15 protein-coding genes and 1 tRNA gene are annotated in these 19,279 nt (G+C 61.0%); 12 read left to right on the top strand and 4 right to left on the bottom strand.

What is annotated here, in order from left to right; all coding sequences use genetic code 11:
- Positions 1–36: 36 nt before the first annotated feature.
- Positions 37–1,452 (bottom strand): M48 family metalloprotease, encoded by a 1,416-nt coding sequence (locus tag F0184_RS04845; RefSeq protein WP_150495188.1) that lies wholly within the window; start codon positions 1,450–1,452, stop codon positions 37–39.
- 89 nt (positions 1,453–1,541) lie between these two features.
- Positions 1,542–2,309: a hypothetical protein gene (locus tag F0184_RS04850; RefSeq protein ID WP_150495031.1), complete on the bottom strand. Its 768-nt coding sequence runs from the start codon at positions 2,307–2,309 to the stop codon at positions 1,542–1,544.
- 419 nt (positions 2,310–2,728) lie between these two features.
- Between F0184_RS04850 and F0184_RS04855 the strand changes: the two genes are divergently transcribed.
- Positions 2,729–2,805 (top strand) — tRNA-Arg (locus tag F0184_RS04855).
- A 411-nt stretch (positions 2,806–3,216) separates the two neighbouring features.
- On the opposite strand, the gene acnA is transcribed toward F0184_RS04855, so the two are convergent.
- On the bottom strand, positions 3,217–5,961 hold the full coding sequence (acnA, locus tag F0184_RS04860; protein ID WP_150495032.1) for an aconitate hydratase AcnA: 2,745 nt from the start codon (positions 5,959–5,961) through the stop codon (positions 3,217–3,219).
- 464 nt (positions 5,962–6,425) lie between these two features.
- Here acnA and F0184_RS04865 point away from each other — a divergent pair, with 464 nt between their 5' ends.
- From F0184_RS04865 to F0184_RS04915, 11 genes are all read left to right on the top strand, one after another.
- Positions 6,426–9,218 carry a bifunctional aconitate hydratase 2/2-methylisocitrate dehydratase gene (locus F0184_RS04865; protein WP_150495033.1) on the top strand — a complete coding sequence of 931 codons (2,793 nt, stop codon included), beginning with the start codon at positions 6,426–6,428 and terminating at the stop codon, positions 9,216–9,218.
- 256 nt (positions 9,219–9,474) lie between these two features.
- Positions 9,475–11,154, top strand: a complete 1,680-nt coding sequence (locus F0184_RS04870; RefSeq protein WP_208998322.1) for a methyl-accepting chemotaxis protein — start codon at positions 9,475–9,477, stop codon at positions 11,152–11,154.
- Between the two features lie 135 nt (positions 11,155–11,289).
- On the top strand, positions 11,290–11,958 hold the full coding sequence (ccmA, locus tag F0184_RS04875) for a heme ABC exporter ATP-binding protein CcmA (RefSeq protein WP_150495189.1): 669 nt from the start codon (positions 11,290–11,292) through the stop codon (positions 11,956–11,958).
- Between the two features lie 8 nt (positions 11,959–11,966).
- Positions 11,967–12,626 (top strand): heme exporter protein CcmB, encoded by a 660-nt coding sequence (gene ccmB / locus F0184_RS04880; protein ID WP_172972000.1) that lies wholly within the window; start codon positions 11,967–11,969, stop codon positions 12,624–12,626.
- A 94-nt stretch (positions 12,627–12,720) separates the two neighbouring features.
- Positions 12,721–13,488, top strand: a complete 768-nt coding sequence (locus tag F0184_RS04885) for a heme ABC transporter permease (RefSeq protein WP_150495036.1) — start codon at positions 12,721–12,723, stop codon at positions 13,486–13,488.
- 3 nt (positions 13,489–13,491) lie between these two features.
- Positions 13,492–13,674: a heme exporter protein CcmD gene (ccmD, locus tag F0184_RS04890; RefSeq protein ID WP_150495037.1), complete on the top strand. Its 183-nt coding sequence runs from the start codon at positions 13,492–13,494 to the stop codon at positions 13,672–13,674.
- A complete protein-coding gene (locus F0184_RS04895; RefSeq protein ID WP_150495038.1) occupies positions 13,671–14,306 on the top strand; it encodes a DsbE family thiol:disulfide interchange protein in 636 nt (211 codons plus the stop codon). Before ccmD ends, F0184_RS04895 begins: the two co-directional genes overlap by 4 nt.
- Positions 14,307–14,418: 112 nt before the next feature.
- A complete protein-coding gene (locus F0184_RS04900; RefSeq protein ID WP_150495039.1) occupies positions 14,419–15,174 on the top strand; it encodes a DUF1223 domain-containing protein in 756 nt (251 codons plus the stop codon).
- Positions 15,175–15,339: 165 nt separating this feature from the next.
- On the top strand, positions 15,340–16,227 hold the full coding sequence (locus F0184_RS04905; protein ID WP_150495040.1) for a cation diffusion facilitator family transporter: 888 nt from the start codon (positions 15,340–15,342) through the stop codon (positions 16,225–16,227).
- A gap of 4 nt (positions 16,228–16,231) precedes the next feature.
- Entirely contained in the window at positions 16,232–17,059 is an 828-nt protein-coding gene (locus tag F0184_RS04910; RefSeq protein ID WP_150495041.1) for an ABC transporter permease subunit, read from the top strand.
- Between the two features lie 13 nt (positions 17,060–17,072).
- Complete coding sequence (locus tag F0184_RS04915) at positions 17,073–17,744, top strand: HAD family hydrolase (RefSeq protein WP_150495042.1); 672 nt, start codon at positions 17,073–17,075, stop codon at positions 17,742–17,744.
- A 193-nt stretch (positions 17,745–17,937) separates the two neighbouring features.
- Here the strand turns inward: F0184_RS04915 and F0184_RS04920 are convergent, their stop codons facing one another.
- On the bottom strand, positions 17,938–19,266 hold the full coding sequence (locus F0184_RS04920; RefSeq protein ID WP_150495043.1) for an ammonium transporter: 1,329 nt from the start codon (positions 19,264–19,266) through the stop codon (positions 17,938–17,940).
- Positions 19,267–19,279 lie beyond the last annotated feature (13 nt).

A 19,279-nucleotide genomic window follows, 5' to 3' on the forward strand; every position in this document is an offset into this window, starting at 1 on the left:
AAATGTCCCATCCTCCCTGCCACGCTAAAGCCGGTGTCAATCCACCACCAGTTTCACCGGCTTTCCTGCCGGGATCGGTTTATTCATGTCCAGGCCGTTCAAAACGGCAAAGAATTCCAGCCGCCGGCTCGCCTCCACGCCGGTCATGCCCCGGGCAAGCGTTTGTGGCGTGTCGCCGGCCTGGGCCGTGACCACTTTAAGCCGGAGCGATTGGAGACGGGCCCTTTCCGTTGGTGTCAGTTGCTTGAAACTGGCAACAGTTTCCCTGAACTGGGTTTCATAGGCGTCTGATGGATCGCGGTCTGCGAAAATAAACCGGTAGCCGGTCCGCCCCAGCCGGATCACAGCGATCCTAAACGACCAGCCCTGGGTCACGGCGGACCCGGTGACCGCGGGAAGTCCGTTGATCGTGGTTTCGCGGACGCTTTGCGGCAAGAGACCGTTGATCCAGCCGGATGACATATATTCGGTCAGACTGTTGTAGCCGGATAGGTCGGCGCCGTCGAAGCGCATGGCCGTGCCCGCGCCATTGCTGGCCAGCACCGCTTCGGGCGAGTTTTCCAGGGTGTATCCGCGCGGTACGGTAAAGCCGATGCCGAGCGCCTTGTGGAGGAATGAGCGCCCGCGCACAAATCCCTCAAGCGGATCGTCACCGAACAGCATACCGTCGATCTGGCTCAGGTAGCGATCCCGATCCCGTTCCCCAACGCCTGGCGCGCCAACTTGGCGGGCGGCAAGAACGGCGATCGACAGGCGTTCGGGCGTTGAAGGATGCGAGGACAAAAAGTCGGGCGCGCTTGGCGTTTCCTTTTGAGCCGATTGGTAGGCCTGATAGCGGGCCATGGATTCCAGGAAACGTGCGGCGGCGAACGGGTCGAACCCGGCCTTGGCGAGAGTCTTGACGCCAATCGCGTCTGCTTCCAGTTCCTGGACCTGCGAGAAGCGCGCAAAGGATAGCTGGGAGGAAATGATGGCTTGCCGGGCGGCTTCCGAATCCTGAACCACATTTGTCAGGATCCGGTCGGCCAGGGCCCGCGCCTCGGCTCTTTGTTGGCGTTCGATGGCATGGTTGGCCGTGACATGGGCCATCTCGTGGGCCAGAACGGCGGCCAATTCGGACGTGTCGTTGGCAAGGGCCAGAAGCCCCCGGGTCACATACAAATAACCGCCGGGCAGAGCAAACGCGTTGATCGCCGGCGAATTCAAGATGGTGATGCGGTAGGTTTGCGACGGATTGTCGGAGGCCTCGACAAGGCGGCCAACCACGCTGGCCACGGCCCGTTCGGCACCCGGATCCTTGTAGACACCGCCATAGGTCGCGACCACGCGCGGGTGCTCTCTTGCGCCGATATCGGCCGCGAGATTGGGGCGCAAGGTGCCGGGCGCAAGCGTTCCGACCGTTGCGCCGTCGCCCAGCAGCTGGCACCCGGCCAGCGTAAGGGCAAGCACCAGCGCGGCGGTCTTGCGCCATAGTCCGGCCCGGTTCCGCCGCCCGGGTCCCGCGCCGGTCTGCCGCCTGTCCTGTCCTGCCGCCAAGCCGTTCAAGGGTCTGCCGTTTCCTTTGTCAGTACCCGGATCTGAGCCGGGTGCGTCAAATTGATCGATGGGCCCCGGTCAAGTGTCACAAAACCGCGGACTTCCAGACGTTGGCCGTCGAGGCTGTCCCAATTGGCCCCCTGCCGGGCGAGCCAGGCCTCGAAGCGTCCGGCGTCCTTTGAGGATATGGTTGCCGTGAGGTCGCTGGACCAGTCCCTCCCAAAATTGAGATAGCGGGTTCGCTCGGTCTTTCCAAGGGAGACCAGGCGTCCACGCGCGATAACATAGCCGCCGGCATGCGCCGCGAGCAGGTCCGGCCTGGATGCCGGCAACGGGCTTGCCGGGGCGGTGCCGTCTTGCGAGGTCCCGGCTTTGGCCCGGGCGCCATGGAGCCGGTCGGCGCATTCCATGCTGGCGGTTTCGGGCGCGAAGACAGCTTCTGCCGCCTTGATCAGGTCTTCCTGCCACAGCGTGCGCGTGCCGTCGGCCGTTTTCGCCTCGATCCAGGCAGGCACTGTGCCCCATCGGTCCGCGGGTCCGGCCGGGCGGGCGAAATAGCGCCGGCCTGGTGTTGCGGGCACAGCGTGTTGACCGGCAATGTCCGTTGCGCGGTACCGGGCGCCATCGGCACCGGCGAACTCCATGCCCGGCCCGCCGGCGGGCGTCAGCGCCACGGCCGGCCCCGCAGCGGCTGCCAGGCAGGGGTGAGGGATATGGCCATCGGCGGCAAGGCTATGGTCCGCGAGGAATGGCCAGACGAGGCCGGTCAGCACGGCGGCTTGGGACAGGCGCCTGAACGCCCGGCCGGTCCATGGGGCGGCGCTCGTGGGACAGCGGCCCCTCAGGAGACAGCGGCCCCCCGGGTGGTCTGCTCTGGTCCCGCGGAGCCGGCTTGGAGACCGCCCGGTATCAGCCGAAAAGGCGCCGAAATGATCGGTTCCGCGCTGCCGCAAGCCTCGCGGCGGGCGGTGTTTGGCCGGAAATCCGGGACGTCCCACGGGTCTTCCCAGATTGTCGTGGCCAAGCTGCAAATCAATTGTGTCCGGGATTGACGCCTCACTAGGCTGATCAAAGTGTGGAAATGCGGCAAGGGCAAGACGAAACCCACCATCGATGCAACCTCCCTGTCCCCTGGCGTTTGCGGTCAAAGGGCTCGAAAGCCCGCGCGAACCGTGATAAGAGCTTCGGCGATGGCCCCGTAGCTCAGCAGGATAGAGCATCAGATTCCTAATCTGAGGGTCACGCGTTCGAATCGCGTCGGGGTCACCAATCCTTTCAAAGGTCAGGAATTGTCAGGGTGAGACGTCCGGCCGACGGTTGCACTCTTGAATGCGGGTTTGGCCGGATGCGGGCAAAAACCGCTTCTCCGGCTCTCATCTTCGTCCCTGTCCCTTGGAAAATTGAAGACCTGTCCCGGACCCCGCCCGCAAGGACCAAGCCGTGCGGATGAACGCCGGACAAGGGAAAAGACCATTCCACTGCCGGACCGTCATCCCGGACAAGCACCGCGCAGATCCGGGATCCACACCGTTCCGCGTCCAAGCGATCAGTGTCGACTGAGGAGCGATTGGGCAATGGATCTCCCCAGAGGGCCGAGGTCAGGCCAAGGGAGGGTTGTGGAGCGCCAGAACCCAAACCCCAAAGCGGCCCTTGGGCCGCTCCGGGTTGCACATTCCTGAATCAGCCCGTCACGAGGTTGCGCAGCACATAGTGCAGGATGCCGCCGGCCTTGATGTATTCCAGTTCGTCCTCGGTATCGACGCGGCACAGGCATTCGATGGTCTTGGTGGAGCCGTCCTCGAACGTGACCTCAACATCCATCATCTGGCGCGGCTGGATATCCGCGATGCCCTTGATGGTCACCCGTTCCGTGCCGGTGATGCCATGCGATTGCCAGCTCTCCCCCTCCTTGAAGGTGAGCGGAATGACGCCCATGCCGACGAGGTTCGACCGGTGAATGCGCTCGAAGGATTCTGCGATCACGGCGCGCACCCCCAGGAGCTTGGTGCCCTTTGCCGCCCAATCCCGAGAGGATCCGGTGCCATATTCCTTGCCCGCAAAGACCACGAGCGGTGTGCCGGCCTCCTGATATTCCATACAGGCATCGTAGATCCACTTCTGGGTCCCATCCTTCATGGTGAGGCCGCCTTCCACGCCCGGCACCATCTGGTTCTTGATGCGGATGTTGGCGAAGGTGCCGCGCATCATGACCTCGTGGTTGCCGCGCCGCGAGCCGTAGGAGTTGAAGTCCTTGCGGGCCACCTGATGCTCGGCGAGATACTGCCCGGCCGGGCTGTTTTCCTTGATGCTGCCTGCCGGCGAAATGTGGTCTGTGGTGATTGAATCGAGAAACAGACCCATCACGGCGGCGTCCTCGATGTCCTCGAGCGGGGCCGGTTCCATGGTCATACCCTCGAAATAGGGCGGGTTCTGGACATAGGTGGAGCCGGCCGGCCAGGAGTAGGTCATGCCGCCTTCCACCTTGATCGCGCGCCAGTGCTCATCGCCCTTGAAGACGTCGGAATAGCGGCTGCGGAACATCTCCTCGGTGATGGACGAGCGGATCAGGGCGGTGATTTCTTCCGTCGCCGGCCACAGGTCCTTCAGATAGACCGGGTTGCCGTTGCGGTCCTCGCCCAGCGGATCCTCCGCGACATTGATGTGCATGGACCCGGCAAGCGCATAGGCGACCACCAGCGGCGGTGAGGCGAGATAATTGGCGCGCACATCCGGATTGACCCGGCCCTCGAAGTTGCGGTTGCCCGACAGGACCGAACAGGCGACCAGATCATTGTCGTTGATGGTCTTGGAAATCGCGGGATCGAGCGGACCGGAATTGCCGATGCAGGTGGTGCAGCCATAGCCTGTGAGGTTGAAGCCCAGGGCGTCGAGGTCCTTCTGGACGTCGGCCTTTTCGAGGTAATCGGTGACAACTTGCGAACCGGGCGCGAGCGATGTCTTGACCCAGGGCTTGACCTTGAGGCCCTTCTCCAGCGCCTTTCGGGCGACAAGGCCCGCAGCGATCAGGACAGACGGGTTGGACGTGTTGGTGCAGGAGGTGATCGCGGCGATCACCACGTCGCCATCGGCCAGACCATGGTCGCGGCCATCAACCGCGTAGCGCTGGTGCACCTGGTCGAGAACGCCGGTCGCGCCCTCATCGACAAACCGGGATTCCTGCACCGTCTCCGGCACGGCCCCCGCCCCGGCCGTGCCCTTGATCTCTCTCAAGGCCTTGGCGAATTCCGGCGCCGCATCGGATAGGGTGACCCGGTCCTGGGGGCGTTTGGGACCGGCCAGCGAGGGCACGACGGTCGAAATGTCGAGCTCCAAGGTATCGGTGAAGGCCGGTTCCTCATCGCCTTCGCGGAACATGCCCTGCGCCTTGGCATAGGCTTCCACCAGCGCGACGCGGTGCTTGTCGCGCCCTGTGGCCAAAAGATATTTCAAGGTGTCATTGTCGACGGGGAAGAAGCCGCAGGTCGCACCATATTCCGGAGCCATGTTGGCGATGGTCGCCGCGTCCTCGAGCGAAAGATTGTTGAGACCGGGGCCGTAGAATTCCACGAACTTGCCGACCACGCCCTTCTGGCGCAGCATCTGCACGACGGTCAGGACCAGGTCGGTCGCGGTGATGCCCTCGTTCAGCTTGCCGGTCAGCTTGAAGCCGATGACTTCCGGGATCAACATGGAGATCGGCTGGCCGAGCATGGCCGCTTCCGCCTCGATGCCGCCAACACCCCAACCGAGAACCGCAAGGCCATTGACCATTGTGGTGTGGCTGTCCGTGCCGACCAGCGTGTCGGGATAGGCGACGGTCTCGCCGTCCTCGTCCTTCGTCCAGACGGTTTGGGCAAGATATTCGAGGTTCACCTGATGGCAGATGCCGGTGCCTGGCGGCACGGCGCGGAAATTGTCGAAGGCCGACTGGCCCCAGCGCAGGAACTCATAGCGCTCGCCATTGCGTTCATATTCCAGTTCGACGTTTTTCTTGAACGCATCGCCGGTACCGAAATAGTCGACCATGACCGAATGGTCGATGACCAGGTCGACCGGGACCTGCGGATTGACCTTCTTTGGGTCGCCGCCCAGTTTCACCGCCGCATCGCGCATGGCTGCGAGATCGACAACCGCCGGAACACCGGTGAAGTCCTGCATGAGGACGCGGGCCGGGCGATAGGAGATTTCCTGGGTGGATTTCCGGTCCTTCAACCATTCGGCGCAGGCCAGAATATCCTCTTTGGTCACCGTGCGCCCGTCTTCAAAGCGCAACAGGTTTTCCAGAACCACCTTTAGCGAAAATGGCAGTTTGGCGACGCCTTCAAGACCGTTCTTTTCGGCCTGGGGAATGGAGAAGTAGGTGTAGGTCTTGTCACCAACCTGGAGCGTTGTCTTACAGTTGAAGCTGTCGAGGGACTGGGTCACGGCGTGCGGTCTCCTTATCCTTGTCCAGGCGATCCGGCCGCGTCCGGGCCGGCCGCCAGTCTACACTCTTCCAGGCTTTCGCGCGGCCAGGCCCGCAATCACCTGATGAGGCGGCGATGGTGGACGCAAACAGAGCCTCTCCCTCAGTTCCGCCCTCCTGAAACCGGTTCATCCTATACAGAACAATCCCTCTTATCTCCCGAGAGACCGTCTTGCGGTGCCGGCTCCCCGCATATGGGGATCATCGACACGTTGTACACCTGCGCTGGGAGCATCGGCTGACGCGCGGCATAGGCTCAGAGGGCGCCGCCGGAAGGTGCCGTTGCGGCAGACATGTCTTGCAAAAAAGATTGCATACCATTGTATACTGAACTATCAAGGTTGCAGCGAGCTTCCCCGGCAAGCCAAGTCCTGTGCGGTCCGGCGCGGAAGCTCTTTCTATCATGAAAGATGCCGAGGGTCCCATGAGCCTTTACACAGACTACCTCAAAGAAATCGAATCCCGCAAAGATCAGGGGCTCCACCCCAAGCCGATCGAAGATGGCGCGCTGGTGGCCGAGCTGATCGCGCAGATCAGGGACACCGGCAACGCACACCGTGCCGACTCGCTCAAGTTCTTCATCTACAACACTCTTCCGGGGACGACGAGCGCGGCGGGGGAAAAAGCGAAATTCCTGAAGGAGATCATTCTGGGCGAAGCAGAGGTTCCAGAAATCACGCCGGCCTTTGCCTTTGAGCTGCTGTCTCACATGAAAGGCGGGCCGTCCATCGAAGTGCTGCTGGACCTGGCGCTTGGCGATGACAAGTCGATCGCCAAACAAGCCGCCGACGTTCTGAAGACCCAGGTGTTCCTCTATGAAGCCGACACGGACCGGCTGAAGGCCGCCTATGAGGCAGGCAACGAGATCGTCAGGGACATTCTGGAAAGCTACGTTCAGGCCGAGTTCTTCACCAAGCTTCCGGACATCGAAGAGGAAATAAAGGTCGTCAGCTATGTTGCCGCCGAGGGTGACATTTCCACCGACCTTCTATCGCCGGGCAATCAGGCGCACTCCCGCTCCGACCGTGAACTTCACGGCAAGTGCATGATTTCCGAACAAGCCCAGAGGGAAATTGAGGCGCTGAAGCTGCAGCACCCGGACAAGCGCGTGATGCTGGTGGCCGAAAAAGGCACCATGGGCGTGGGCTCGTCCCGTATGTCGGGCGTCAACAACGTGGCGCTTTGGACCGGCAAACCGGCCAGCCCTTATGTGCCCTTCGTCAACTACGCGCCCGTTGTTGCCGGCACCAACGGCATCTCGCCGATCTTTTTGACCACCGTCGGCGTCACTGGCGGCATCGGTATCGACCTCAAGAATTGGGTCAAGAAGCTCGGGCCGGACGGCAAGCCGATCCTCAACAACGACGACAGCCCGGTTCTGGAGCAGAAATACTCGGTCGAGACGGGCACGGTGTTCAAGATCAACACCAAGACGAAAAAACTCTTGAGCGAAGATGGCAGCGAAGAGCATGCGGACCTGTCCTCCGCGTTCACACCGCAAAAAGTCGAGTTCATGAAGGCGGGCAGCTCCTATGCCATCGTTTTCGGCAAGAAGCTGCAGACATTCGCGGCCGAGACCCTTGGGGTCGAAGCCCCGCAGGTGTTTGCCCCGTCCAAGGAAGTGTCCCACGAAGGCCAGGGCCTGACCGCCGTTGAGAAAATCTTCAACCGGAACGCCGTCGGCTCCACACCGGGCAAGACGCTGCATGCCGGATCGGATGTGCGGGTGAAGGTGAACATCGTCGGGTCGCAGGACACGACCGGCCTGATGACCGCGCAGGAACTGGAAGCGATGGCGGCCACCGTCATTTCGCCGACCGTGGACGGCGCTTACCAGTCGGGCTGTCACACAGCCTCCGTCTGGGATCTGAAAGCCCAGGCCAACATTCCGAAACTCATGAAGTTCATGAACAATTTCGGTCTGATCACCGCCCGCGACCCGAAGGGCGAATACCACGCTATGACCGACGTGATCCACAAGGTGCTGAACGATCTGACCGTCGACGATTGGGACATCATCATCGGAGGCGACAGCCACACCCGCATGTCCAAGGGCGTGGCCTTCGGCGCGGATAGCGGCACCGTGGCGCTGGCGCTTGCGACCGGTGAAGCCACCATGCCGATCCCCGAAAGCGTGAAAGTCACTTTCAAGGGCACCATGGCCGATCACATGGACTTCCGCGATGTGGTGCACGCGACACAGGCGCAAATGCTGAAACAGCATGGCGACAACGTCTTCCAGGGCCGCATCATCGAGGTGCATATCGGCACGCTGCTGGCCGACCAGGCGTTTACCTTCACCGACTGGACTGCGGAAATGAAGGCCAAAGCCTCGATCTGCATCTCGAACGACGAGACGCTGATCGGGTCTCTGGAGCTGGCGAAGTCTCGCATCCAGACCATGATCGACAAGGGCATGGACAACGGGAATAAGGTTCTGCAGGGCCTGATCGACAAGGCGGACAAGCGCATTGCCCAAATCAAGTCGGGTGAGAAACCCGCCCTCACTCCGGATCCGGATGCCAAGTACTTTGCTGAGGTCGTCGTCGATCTGGATGAAATCAATGAGCCGATGATCGCCGATCCGGACGTCAACAATGAAGATGTCTCCCGGCGTTACACTCACGATACCATTCGCCCGGTCTCCTATTACCGCGGCGAGAAGAAGGTGGATCTGGGCTTCGTCGGCTCCTGCATGGTCCACAAGGGCGACATGAAGATCGTCGCGGGCATGCTCAAGAATCTCGAAAAGGCGCAAGGCAAGGTCGAGTTCAAGGCCCCGCTTGTGGTCGCCGCGCCGACCTACAACATCATCGATGAGCTGAAGGAAGAGGGCGACTGGGACGTCTTGCAGAAATACTCCGGCTTCGAGTTCGACGATGCGGCGCCGAAGTCAACCGCGCGGACCGAATACGAGAACATTCTCTATCTGGAGCGTCCGGGCTGCAACCTGTGCATGGGCAATCAGGAAAAGGCCGCAAAGGGCGACACGGTTCTGGCCACCTCCACGCGCCTCTTTAAGGGCCGGGTCGTGGAAGATTCGGATGAGAAGAAGGGTGAATCGCTGCTGGCGTCGACCCCGGTGGTCGTCCTGTCGGCGATCCTTGGCCGGACGCCGAGCATCGACGAGTACAAGGAGGCGGTGAAAGGCATCGATCTGACCAAATTCGCCCCGCCGCGGCAAAAGCCGCTCGATGCGAAGTCGGTTCATTTTTAAGATCCGGCCGGGAATTCGACTTGCGGCCGCGCCGCCATTGTCTGGAACGGAGGACATCCGGTCGGGGCGATGGTGGCGCGGCCGTTGTTGTTTGGTGCCGGGCTTTGCAAGCAAACCGGTTTTGATGACGTTTTCGACCCAAAAGGACCCACTTGGGCTCTTCGGTAAACCATTCGGAAAGACTGTTCCCGCAAACCATTGGTCGTGGAATTTCACCCGGTCACCGGTGGTTCGACCGTTAGCGGAGTTAATTGCGGTGTTGAAGAACATTTCGATCGTCAAGAAGATGCTTGGCGTCATCACCTTTTTGAGCATTGCGGCCGCCGGTACGACCTGGTTCGCCTATACTCAGCTCGACGCGGTGACCACGGCCTTCAACCAGGTTGGCCAATCAGAGGAAGCCGCTCGAGAGGCGATGGACCTCCGGATCGACATTGTCGCGATCAGCCGGATGACCTATCAATTGGCGCTGGATACCGGCAACGCTTCCGAATACCGCGCCCAGAACAAACGCCGCAGTGAAGAGATGCTCGGCCGCCTGCCGAAACTCGAAGCTGCCGCCGACAACGAGCAGAAGAGGCAGTTGACAGCGATCGAAGCCGCTTTGACGGCTTATTTCTCGGATATCGAGAAAATGATCCAGATTGCCGAGCAAGCGCCGGATGATGCCGCCGCGATTGCCAAAGCCCTCGATGTTGCCCTCGCCGGTCAGAAGAATGTTACCGATACCGTCAAGGTTTACAGCCAGTATTCGGCGCAGACCATGGCGGACGAGCGCGCGCGCGCCAGCGCGGCGGCGCAGTCCGCAGCGATGGATCTGGTCTTGACGGCGGCGTTCGCAATCGCGATTTGCACCATTCTGGGCGTCTGGATCTCGCGCTATGGGATTTCCAAACCCATCTCGAAGATCGTTCACACCTTTCAGGAAATGGCGACAGGTAATCTTGATGTCGCCATTGAAGGGACCGATCGCGCGGATGAAATTGGCGATCTGGCCAAAACCGCGGATTTCTTCAAGGAACAGTCTGAAAAAAGCGCCCGTTTGACGGCGGAAGCCGAGCAGCAACAGGCCCGTGCGGAAGCAGAAAGGTCGCGTCAGCTGGCCGAGATTGCCAGCCAGTTCGAAGACGCCGTTGGCGCCATTGTTCAGTCCGTTTCGGCGGCGGCCAGCCAACTGGAAGGGTTCTCCCGCGAGATGGCAGACACGGCAAGCCTGACGTCGGACCGGTCGGTGACCGTGGCAACGACGTCCGAAGAAGCGTCGCACAATGTCGAGACTGTCGCGTCGGCAACGGAAGAACTGACCGCCTCGGTTCAGGAAATTTCCGGCCAGGTCGAACGCTCGAACCAGATCTCCGAGGAGGCGGCCCGCGATGCGGATTCTGCTGCCGTCAAGGTTCAGGGGCTGTCGAGTGCCGCGCAGAAAATCGGCGATATCGTCGAACTGATCTCTGGCATTGCCGAACAGACCAACCTGCTTGCGCTGAACGCGACCATCGAGGCGGCCCGCGCCGGAGAGGCGGGCAAGGGCTTCGCGGTCGTGGCCGCCGAGGTCAAGGAACTGGCAACCCAAACCGCCAAGGCAACGGAAGAGATTTCCGCGCAGATTGCCGGCATTCAGTCCTCGACGAATGAATCGGCTACCGCGATCAATGGCGTTGCCGAAACAATCAGCCGGGTCAAGGAAATCAGCACCGCGGTCGCGGCGTCCGTCGAGCAACAGGCAGCGGCAACCCAGGAAATCGCGTCCAACATTCAGCAGGCTGCCGCGGGCACAACAGAAGTGTCGCGGTCAATCGCGACCGTGACCGAGGCCGCGGAACAGTCCAGCGCGACGGCCAATCAGGTTCTGAAGGCCTCCGGTGATCTTGCCGCGCAAGCCGAGTTCCTGCGTTCGGAACTGGATAAGTTTCTCTCCACAGTCCGGGCAGCTTAACCTTGCGCGCAACATGGGCTCGAACACCCCGGCATCGACACCGGGGTGTTTTCGTTTGGGGCTTTTTTCAGGCTTGCATTTTCGCGTCCATGCCCCCTAACAAGACAACTGGTCAAACAACCCGGAGTCTTTTCCCTGAAACTTCTAGCTGACAATCTGGCCGTGGACCGGGGCGGGCGGCGCGTCTTTGCCGGACTGACCTTCTCGGTTTCCGCCGGAACGGCGCTGATTGTCACGGGTCCGAATGGCGTTGGCAAATCCTCGCTCCTGCGCACCCTGGCCGGTCTTGTCGCGCCCGCGGAAGGGGATTTGAACCTGGAAGGCGCAAGCCAGCCCGACATGGCCGTGCATGAACACGCCCATTATTTCGGTCATCAGGACGCGCTGAAGCCGGCTTTGACCGCCTTGGAAAATCTCACGTTCTGGCAATCCTTTTCCGCGCCGGCCCCCTCGCCGGGCTTCAAATCTGCCGTGATGAAGCCGGTTCAGGCCTTGGAGTTCTTGGGCATCGGTCACACGGCGCGTCTGCCCGCGGCCTATCTGTCTGCCGGTCAACGCCGCAGGCTCTCGCTGGCCCGTTTGCTCATCACACCCCGGCCGCTCTGGTTGATGGATGAGCCGACATCGGCGCTTGATACCGCGTCGGAGGCCCGGCTACTCGATCTGATGAACAATCACCTCTCGGGCGGCGGCATCATCATCGCCGCGACCCATAGCCCCTTGAACCTGTCCACCATCGTCCGGCTGCACCTTGAGACGGCACCGGAACCCATGGCCCCCCTCTCGCAGGAGCGTGACGCATGACTGGCTGGGTGGGATCCCTGTTTGCCCGCGAACTGCGGATCGCTGTGCGGGTCGGCGGCAGCGGCATGATCGGTGTTCTGTTCTTTCTGGCCGTGGTGTCGGTGATTCCCTTTGGCGTTGGGCCGGATCTCAACCTGCTGGCCAGGATCGGACCCGCCTTTTTGTGGATCGGAGCTCTGCTCGCCACGCTTTTGGGGTTGGACCGGTTGTTTCAGGCCGACCGGGATGACGGGGCACTGGATCTACTCTTGATGGCTGGACGGCCGCTCGAATTGGTGGTGCTGGTCAAATGCCTGGCCCACTGGATGGCGACGGGACTGCCGTTGGTGGTTGCCGCGCCGGTGCTCGCGATCTTTTTGAACCTGTCGCCCACCGCGATTGGCGCCGTTACGCTGACCTTGCTCGTCGGCACACCAGCCCTGACCCTGATCGGCGCGATTGGTGCATCGCTGACCGTCACTTTGCGCCGGGGTGGCCTGCTGATGGCCGTTCTGGTCATCCCGCTCACCATTCCAATCCTGATTTTTGGCGTGAGCGCGGCGGATGCGGCGGTGACCGATCCTGTGCCGTTCCTGACGCCATTCCTGATCCTGTGCGCGCTGACGTTGATTTCAGCGGTGGTGGGCCCGATCGCCTCCGCCATGGCGCTCCGGTTCTCGTCGGATTGAAACTCCGTCCCCTGACATGGTTTTGATCCGGCGCAATGCGGGTGCGGCACCGATTGTCATTGAATGGGGCTCACCTTCGAATTAGAACAATTCCATGGCCATCTGGGACTACGCAAATCCAACCCGTTTCCTGCGCCTTGTGGAGATCATTCTTCCCTGGCTCATCGCTGCGTGCGCGGCTGCTTTCGCGGTTGGGCTGTACAAGAGCTTCTTCATGGCGCCCGAGGATTATCAGCAGGGCGACACGGTCAGGATCATGTTCATTCATGTGCCGGCCGCATGGCTCGCGATGATGTGCTACTCGATCATGGCGATTTCCTCGCTTGGAACGCTGGTCTGGAAACATCCGCTTGCCGATGTGTCCGCCAAGGCCGCGGCGCCGATCGGCGCGGCCCTGACGTTCACCTGTCTGGTCACCGGCGCCCTGTGGGGCAAGCCGATGTGGGGGACCTATTGGGTTTGGGACGCCCGCCTGACCTCGGTTCTGGTGCTGTTCATCATGTATCTGGGTCTCATGGCCCTCTGGCGCACGATGGAAGACCCGATCAAGGCCGGAAAAGCCGCGGCCATCCTTACCCTTGTTGGTGCGCTCAACTTGCCGATCATCAAGTTTTCGGTGGATTGGTGGAATACCTTGCACCAGCCGGCAAGCGTGATCCGATTGGACGGACCGACCATTCATCCGGATATGCTGGTGCCGCTTCTGGTGATGGCGCTGGCATTCACGCTCCTGTTTTTTGTTCTGCATCTCATGGCGATGCGCAATGAAGTGCTGCGCAGGCGGGTCCGGGCCATGCGCATGCGGGCGGCTTCGGTGGCAGCCCCGGCCACCGCCCGGGCAACAGCGCAACCTGCGGAGTAAACCATGGATCCTTTTGATCTGGGGCCCCATGCAGGCTTCATTGTCGCATCCTACATCGTGACCTTCGGCACGATGGCCGCTTTGATTGTATGGGTGCTGGTCGACCGCGCCAGGCAACTGGCGGCCTTGAAGGAATTGGAAGAGCAAGGCATTGCGCGGGCCTCCGCGCGGCGGGACAAATCATGACGGGCAACACAACACAGGACGACGGTGCCGAGCGGAACGCCGAAACCGGCAAGCGCCGCGTTCCGGTTCTGGTGCTTCTGCCGCTGGTCGTCTTCCTGGCGCTTGCAGGTCTTTTCCTGTTTCAGCTCACCATGGGCAACGATCCAAGCGAAATCCCTTCGGCCCTGATCAACGAACCGGTGCCTGAAACCCAATTGCCGCCCGTCGAGGGACTGGTGAAGGCTGGCGCACCTGTCCCAGGTTTTTCCCGTGAGGATCTGCTCGGGCAGGTCACAGTTGTCAATGTGTTCGCTTCCTGGTGCGCGCCGTGCCGGCAGGAGCACCCGCTTCTGGAGGACCTGGCAACCCGCGACGGCTTCCAGATGATCGGCATCAACTACAAGGACAAACCTGAAAACGCCCGCCGTTTTCTCGGCAGTTTGGGAAATCCCTATGACCTGGTTGGGGCGGACGATCGCGGCCGGGCCGCGATCGACTGGGGCGTTTACGGTGTGCCGGAGACGTTCATTGTCGATGCCTCGGGGATTATCCGCTACAAATTCATCGGGCCGCTCGATCCGGAACGTTACAGGGGTGTTTTTCTTCCGGAACTCGACAAGGTGCTTGCCACCCCGAATGGCCCCACCAGCTGAGCGGCGGCTGGGTCAGACTTATGTGTTCGCCGGCTGTCACCCGCTCGTGATTCGCCGGTTATGCCGGATTGGCCTAGGTAGAGATGGAACCGTAAGAGGAAAACCCTGTCCTATGGATATCCGACGCGCTCGGGACCGCGGAGCGGCCCTTGGTCTACTCATGTTGCTCCTGTCCCTGCCGTTTCCTGCCAGCGGGGCATTCGCGCAGTCTCCGCAGGCGGTTGCCGAACTGTTTTCCAGTCAAGGATGCTCTTCCTGTCCTCCAGCAGATGCCCTGCTCAGAGACCTGAGCGAGGATGGCCGGGTGCTGGCCCTGACCCTGAATGTCGACTACTGGGATTACCTTGGCTGGCCGGATACGCTGGCCAAGACCGAATACTCCGAACGCCAGCGGGCCTATGCCGCCCGCCGGGGCGACCGGTCGGTCTACACTCCTCAAATGGTAATAAACGGTGAAGAGCACGTTATCGGTAGTCATGAACAGGAAGTCCGGGCTGCGATCAATCGCGCCGAACCGTTCTCGGCATCCGTGTCTCTCAAGGTGACCGGGATGGTTGTTGAGGCCAGCGTAGATGGGCAGCTTCCCGAAGGCGCGGACATGGCCAAGGTTTTGTTCGTGAGGATCAGCGAAAGCGAGCAGGTCGAAATTTCGCGTGGCGAAAACGCCGGGAAAACCATGACCTACAGCAACGTTGTCCGCGCGATGCATCCGATTGGAATGTGGATGGGCGGTCCCGCCAAATTCCACATGCCGAAGTCCGAACTTGCAAAATCGGGCGATGACTACTGCGCCGTTCTCATTCAGCTTGAGGACGAGAACGGTTCAGGTGCGATCATTGGCGCCGATGTCTTGAACTGGACCAAGTGACCGCGGGCTTGCATTGACCGGCCCTACCCGCCAGTGCCGCAGTTTCGATCATATATCCATGACTTTTCGAGAACAGGACCTTGCCTCGGCAGGCGAAGCTGCTACGGCTTTGCGGTCGCCGCTTTCGCGGCGCCGAGCTAACGCCGACTGACGGAGATCGGGGCCATGACCCTTCGCCTGCGAATCGCCCTTGGCAGCATCGGTATCGGTGTTGTCGTTTTGGGGCTGAAGGTCGCGGCCTACTGGCTCACCGGATCGGCCGCGCTGCTGTCCGACGCGCTTGAAACGATCGTGAATGTCGCGTCAGCGCTGGCAACCGTGATCGCGGTCTGGTTCGCCTCCAAACCCGCTGATTCCAATCACCCCTACGGGCATGACAAAGCCGAATACTTCGCGGCCGTTCTTGTCGGTGTCATGATTGTTCTTGCCGCGATATCCATCTTCTATGCGGCCTGGGAGGGACTAACCGACGACCGCCCGCTGACCTATTCCCTGACCGGTCTTGGCATCAACGCCCTTGCAGCCCTGATCAACCTGGCCTGGGCGCGGCATCTCATCCGATTTGGCCGGCGCAATTCCTCTCCCGCTCTCACAGCGGACGGGAAGCATCTGATGACCGATGTTGGCACATCACTGGGGGTCCTCGGGGGCGTCGGGCTGGTGTTCATAACGGGGTGGGAGCCGCTCGATTCGATTCTGGCGGCCCTTGTCGGGATCCTGGTGCTCTGGTCCGGCTGGCATGTGATGAAGGAGTCTGTCAGCGGGTTGATGGATGAATCCGCTTCCGAAGATACGTTGACCAAGATCCGGGCCATGATCTCCGATCATGGGGAAGGCGCGCTGGAAGCCCATGATTTGCGGACGCGGCAAGCCGGGTCTGCGACCTTCATTGAATTTCATCTTGTAGTGCCGGGGAAAATGACAGTCGAAACCGCCCATGACATCTGCGACCGGATCGAGGAGGCGATTGCCGACGGTATGCCTGGCGCGCGTGTCACGATTCACGTCGAGCCCGATCACAAAGCGAAGCATTCGGGGATAGTGGTTCTGTGAAGACATGCTGAACAATCGCCGTCTAGGCTCGCGGATTTTCGACCACGCAATTCTGGTCCTAGGGACTCTGGCGATGTGCCTGCCGGTTTACGGGCTGTTTGCCGCAACGACCCATCCAGCCGGGTCAGGCATCAGGATGCGGCTTGATCCCGGTGGCAGCGGATTTGAAAACTATGGGAACTTTATCGTTGGCAGCGCCGGTTTTTCCGGAGATATAACCGCCGTCACCATGCTGTGGAATTCGTTTGTTCTGGGGGCGGGCTTTGCCGGCTTGAAAGTGGTGCTGGCCCTCCTGGCCGCCTACTGTCTTGTCTACTTTCGAGTTCGTTTCGCCAGCCTGATCTTCTGGATTCTGATCTTCACCTTGATGCTGCCCCTGGAATCGCGGTTCCTGGCAACCTTCACCGTTGTCGCCCAATTGGGGCTCGTCAACACGCATGGCGGGCTCATCCTGCCACTGGTAGCGTCCGGATTGGGAACCCTGTTCTTTCGCCAGTTCCTTCTGACTGTTCCGGATGCCCTGCTGGAATCGGCAAAGCTGGATGCGGCGGGCCCGTTCCGCTTTTTGAAGGATATTCTGGTTCCTCTCTCGGGCCCAACGGCTGCGGCCCTGTTTCTGGTGTTGTTCGTCAATGGGTGGAACCAATACCTGTGGCCGGTCATGGTGACATCCGACGAAGCCGGCTTCACCGTTGTCAGAGGGCTTCAGTTCTTCGGGAGCGCAAGTCTCACGGGCGCGATGCTCGCCGTGGCCGCTCTTCTGCCGCCGGCGCTGCTTGTCATCTTGTTTCAACGCCACGTGGTTAAGGGTCTGTTTGACGGCTCCCATTGAAAGAAGCTTTGCGATGGATTTTGAAGCGATCCTGTTCGATTGCGATGGCGTTCTGGTCGATTCCGAAAGGATCTATGTCGATGTCGAGCGGGACCACCTGTCGCGGATTGGACTGAATTTTGAGCTCGATGATTATATGGCCCGCTTTCAGGGGCTTGGGGCCAATGATTTCCATTCAGCGCTTGATGCGGATTATCGGGCCTTGGGGAAGGGTCCGCTCCCGGAAAGTTTCTGGCCAGACCTTGATGCGGCGACCAAGCTCCGGATGGATGCGGAACTGGTCGACATCCGCGGGATCAAGCCCCTGCTTGAAGCCCATACCGGTCCTCGGGCGGTCGCGTCCTCGTCCAGCTTGCCCGCGTTGATCCGCAAACTCGGTCATACGGGCCTTTCCCGCTACTTCGAGCCCCACATCTATTCGGGGGAACAGGTCGAAAACGGCAAACCGGCTCCGGATCTCTTCTTGTTTGCCGCCGGCAAGCTCGGCATTGCTCCGGAGAGATGCCTTGTGATCGAGGACAGTTCCAATGGCGTCATAGCCGGTCTGGCAGCGGGCATGACCGTTTGGGGGTTCACCGGTGGAGGACATTGCCAGGCTGGCCACGGGCGGAAATTGCGCGCTGCCGGGGCCGATTTGGTCATCGCCGACCACGGCGAATTGGCCGCTCGCTTGAATGGGGGCTGATCAGCGGGCGGTTAACCGGAACAGACTCCTAAGCTGATCGCGTCTTCCGTCGCCGCGCATCTTTGGGTGTTACAAACAAAACGCCCGATGCGCTAAGCCAGCCCGGCAGAAAAAAAGCCCCGGCGGAACCGGGGCTTCAAGTTTGGCGGTCCGAGCCAACGAGACCGCTTTGGGAGACTTTGTCAGGTGCGGATTACATCCGCTGTGAACCCATTCCGAATTCCGGATAGGCCTCGACGCCGATCTCGACTTTGTCGAGCCCCAGCGCTTCTTCTTCTTCCGAGACCCGGAGACCGATGGTCGACTTGAGCGCGAACCACACGATTGCGGATGCAACCACCGTAAAGACGCCGTAGGCGACAATACCGGTGATTTGGACGCCATAGGAGGCACCGTCATTTGAGAGCGGCACAATCAGGGTTCCCCAGATGCCGGCGATCAGGTGGACCGGGATCGCACCAACCACGTCGTCGATCTTGAGTTTGTCGAGCAGCGGCACAGTGAACACCACGATCGCGCCACCGACCGCACCGATAAACACGGTCTGCCAGACGCTCGGAGCCAGCGGCTCGGCTGTGATGGACACGAGGCCCGCTAGAGCGCCGTTGAGCGCCATGGTCACATCGACCTTCTTGTACATGATCTGGGTCAGGACAACGGCGGCAACCACACCGGACGCAGCCGCCATGTTCGTGTTGGCGAAAATCCGGGAAATGTCGCTGACGTCTCCGATCGAGCCCATGGCAAGCTGGGAGGCGCCGTTGAAGCCGAACCAGCCGAGCCACAGGATGAAGGTGCCGAGGGTTGCCAGCGGCATGGAGGAGCCGGGAAGCGGATGCACGCTGCCGTCCGCGCCATACTTGCCTTTACGCGCGCCCAGGATGATCGCACCGGTCAAGGCCGCCCAGCCACCGACGGAGTGAACCAGAGTGGAGCCGGCGAAGTCGGAGAAGCCCATCTCGGACAGCCAGCCAGCACCCCACTGCCAGGAGCCTGCGATCGGGTAGATGAAGCCGCTCAGAACCACAACGAACAACAGGAAGGGCCACAGCTTGATGCGCTCCGCCACCGTGCCGGAAACGATTGACGCGGCGGTTGCGACGAACACCATCTGGAAGAACCAGTCAGAGGCGGTCGAATAGCCTGTGTCGAGGGCGTCTCCGCCAACAGGATCGAAGGCATAAGGACCGAAGGACCCGATGAACCCACCGTCAACGCCGGTGTACATCAGGTTGTAACCAGTGATCCAGTACATCAGTCCGGCGATGGAATAGAGCGAAATGTTCTTCAGGCACTGCATCGACACGTTCTTTGAACGAACGAGACCGGCTTCGAGCATCGCGAATCCAGCCGCCATCCACATGACGAGGAAGCCACCGATCAGGAACAGAAGCGTGTTGAAGATGTAGGCGACTTCGGGGGTCACAGCCGGGGCCGCTTCACCGTCCTGAGCCAGAACTGGCAGGGCCGAGAGGCTCAGCAGAGCCACCGTCATCCCGCCCTTCACGAGGAGTTTCTTCATGTTACAAGTCCTT

The sequence above is a fragment of the Roseibium aquae genome, assembly GCF_008711285.1.
Classification (GTDB): domain Bacteria; phylum Pseudomonadota; class Alphaproteobacteria; order Rhizobiales; family Stappiaceae; genus Roseibium; species Roseibium aquae.

What these genes read in the sequence shown, in the direction of transcription:
- F0184_RS04865 (WP_150495033.1), top strand. Translation starts at nt 6,426, where the DNA reads ATGAGCCTTTACACAGACTACCTCAAAGAAATCGAATCCCGCAAAGAT.
- F0184_RS04885 (WP_150495036.1), top strand. Translation starts at nt 12,721, where the DNA reads ATGGCCATCTGGGACTACGCAAATCCAACCCGTTTCCTGCGCCTTGTG.
- ccmD (WP_150495037.1), top strand. Translation starts at nt 13,492, where the DNA reads ATGGATCCTTTTGATCTGGGGCCCCATGCAGGCTTCATTGTCGCATCC.
- F0184_RS04895 (WP_150495038.1), top strand. Translation starts at nt 13,671, where the DNA reads ATGACGGGCAACACAACACAGGACGACGGTGCCGAGCGGAACGCCGAA.
- F0184_RS04900 (WP_150495039.1), top strand. Translation starts at nt 14,419, where the DNA reads ATGGATATCCGACGCGCTCGGGACCGCGGAGCGGCCCTTGGTCTACTC.
- F0184_RS04905 (WP_150495040.1), top strand. Translation starts at nt 15,340, where the DNA reads ATGACCCTTCGCCTGCGAATCGCCCTTGGCAGCATCGGTATCGGTGTT.
- F0184_RS04910 (WP_150495041.1), top strand. Translation starts at nt 16,232, where the DNA reads ATGCTGAACAATCGCCGTCTAGGCTCGCGGATTTTCGACCACGCAATT.
- F0184_RS04915 (WP_150495042.1), top strand. Translation starts at nt 17,073, where the DNA reads ATGGATTTTGAAGCGATCCTGTTCGATTGCGATGGCGTTCTGGTCGAT.
- F0184_RS04920 (WP_150495043.1), bottom strand. Translation starts at nt 19,266, where the DNA reads ATGAAGAAACTCCTCGTGAAGGGCGGGATGACGGTGGCTCTGCTGAGC.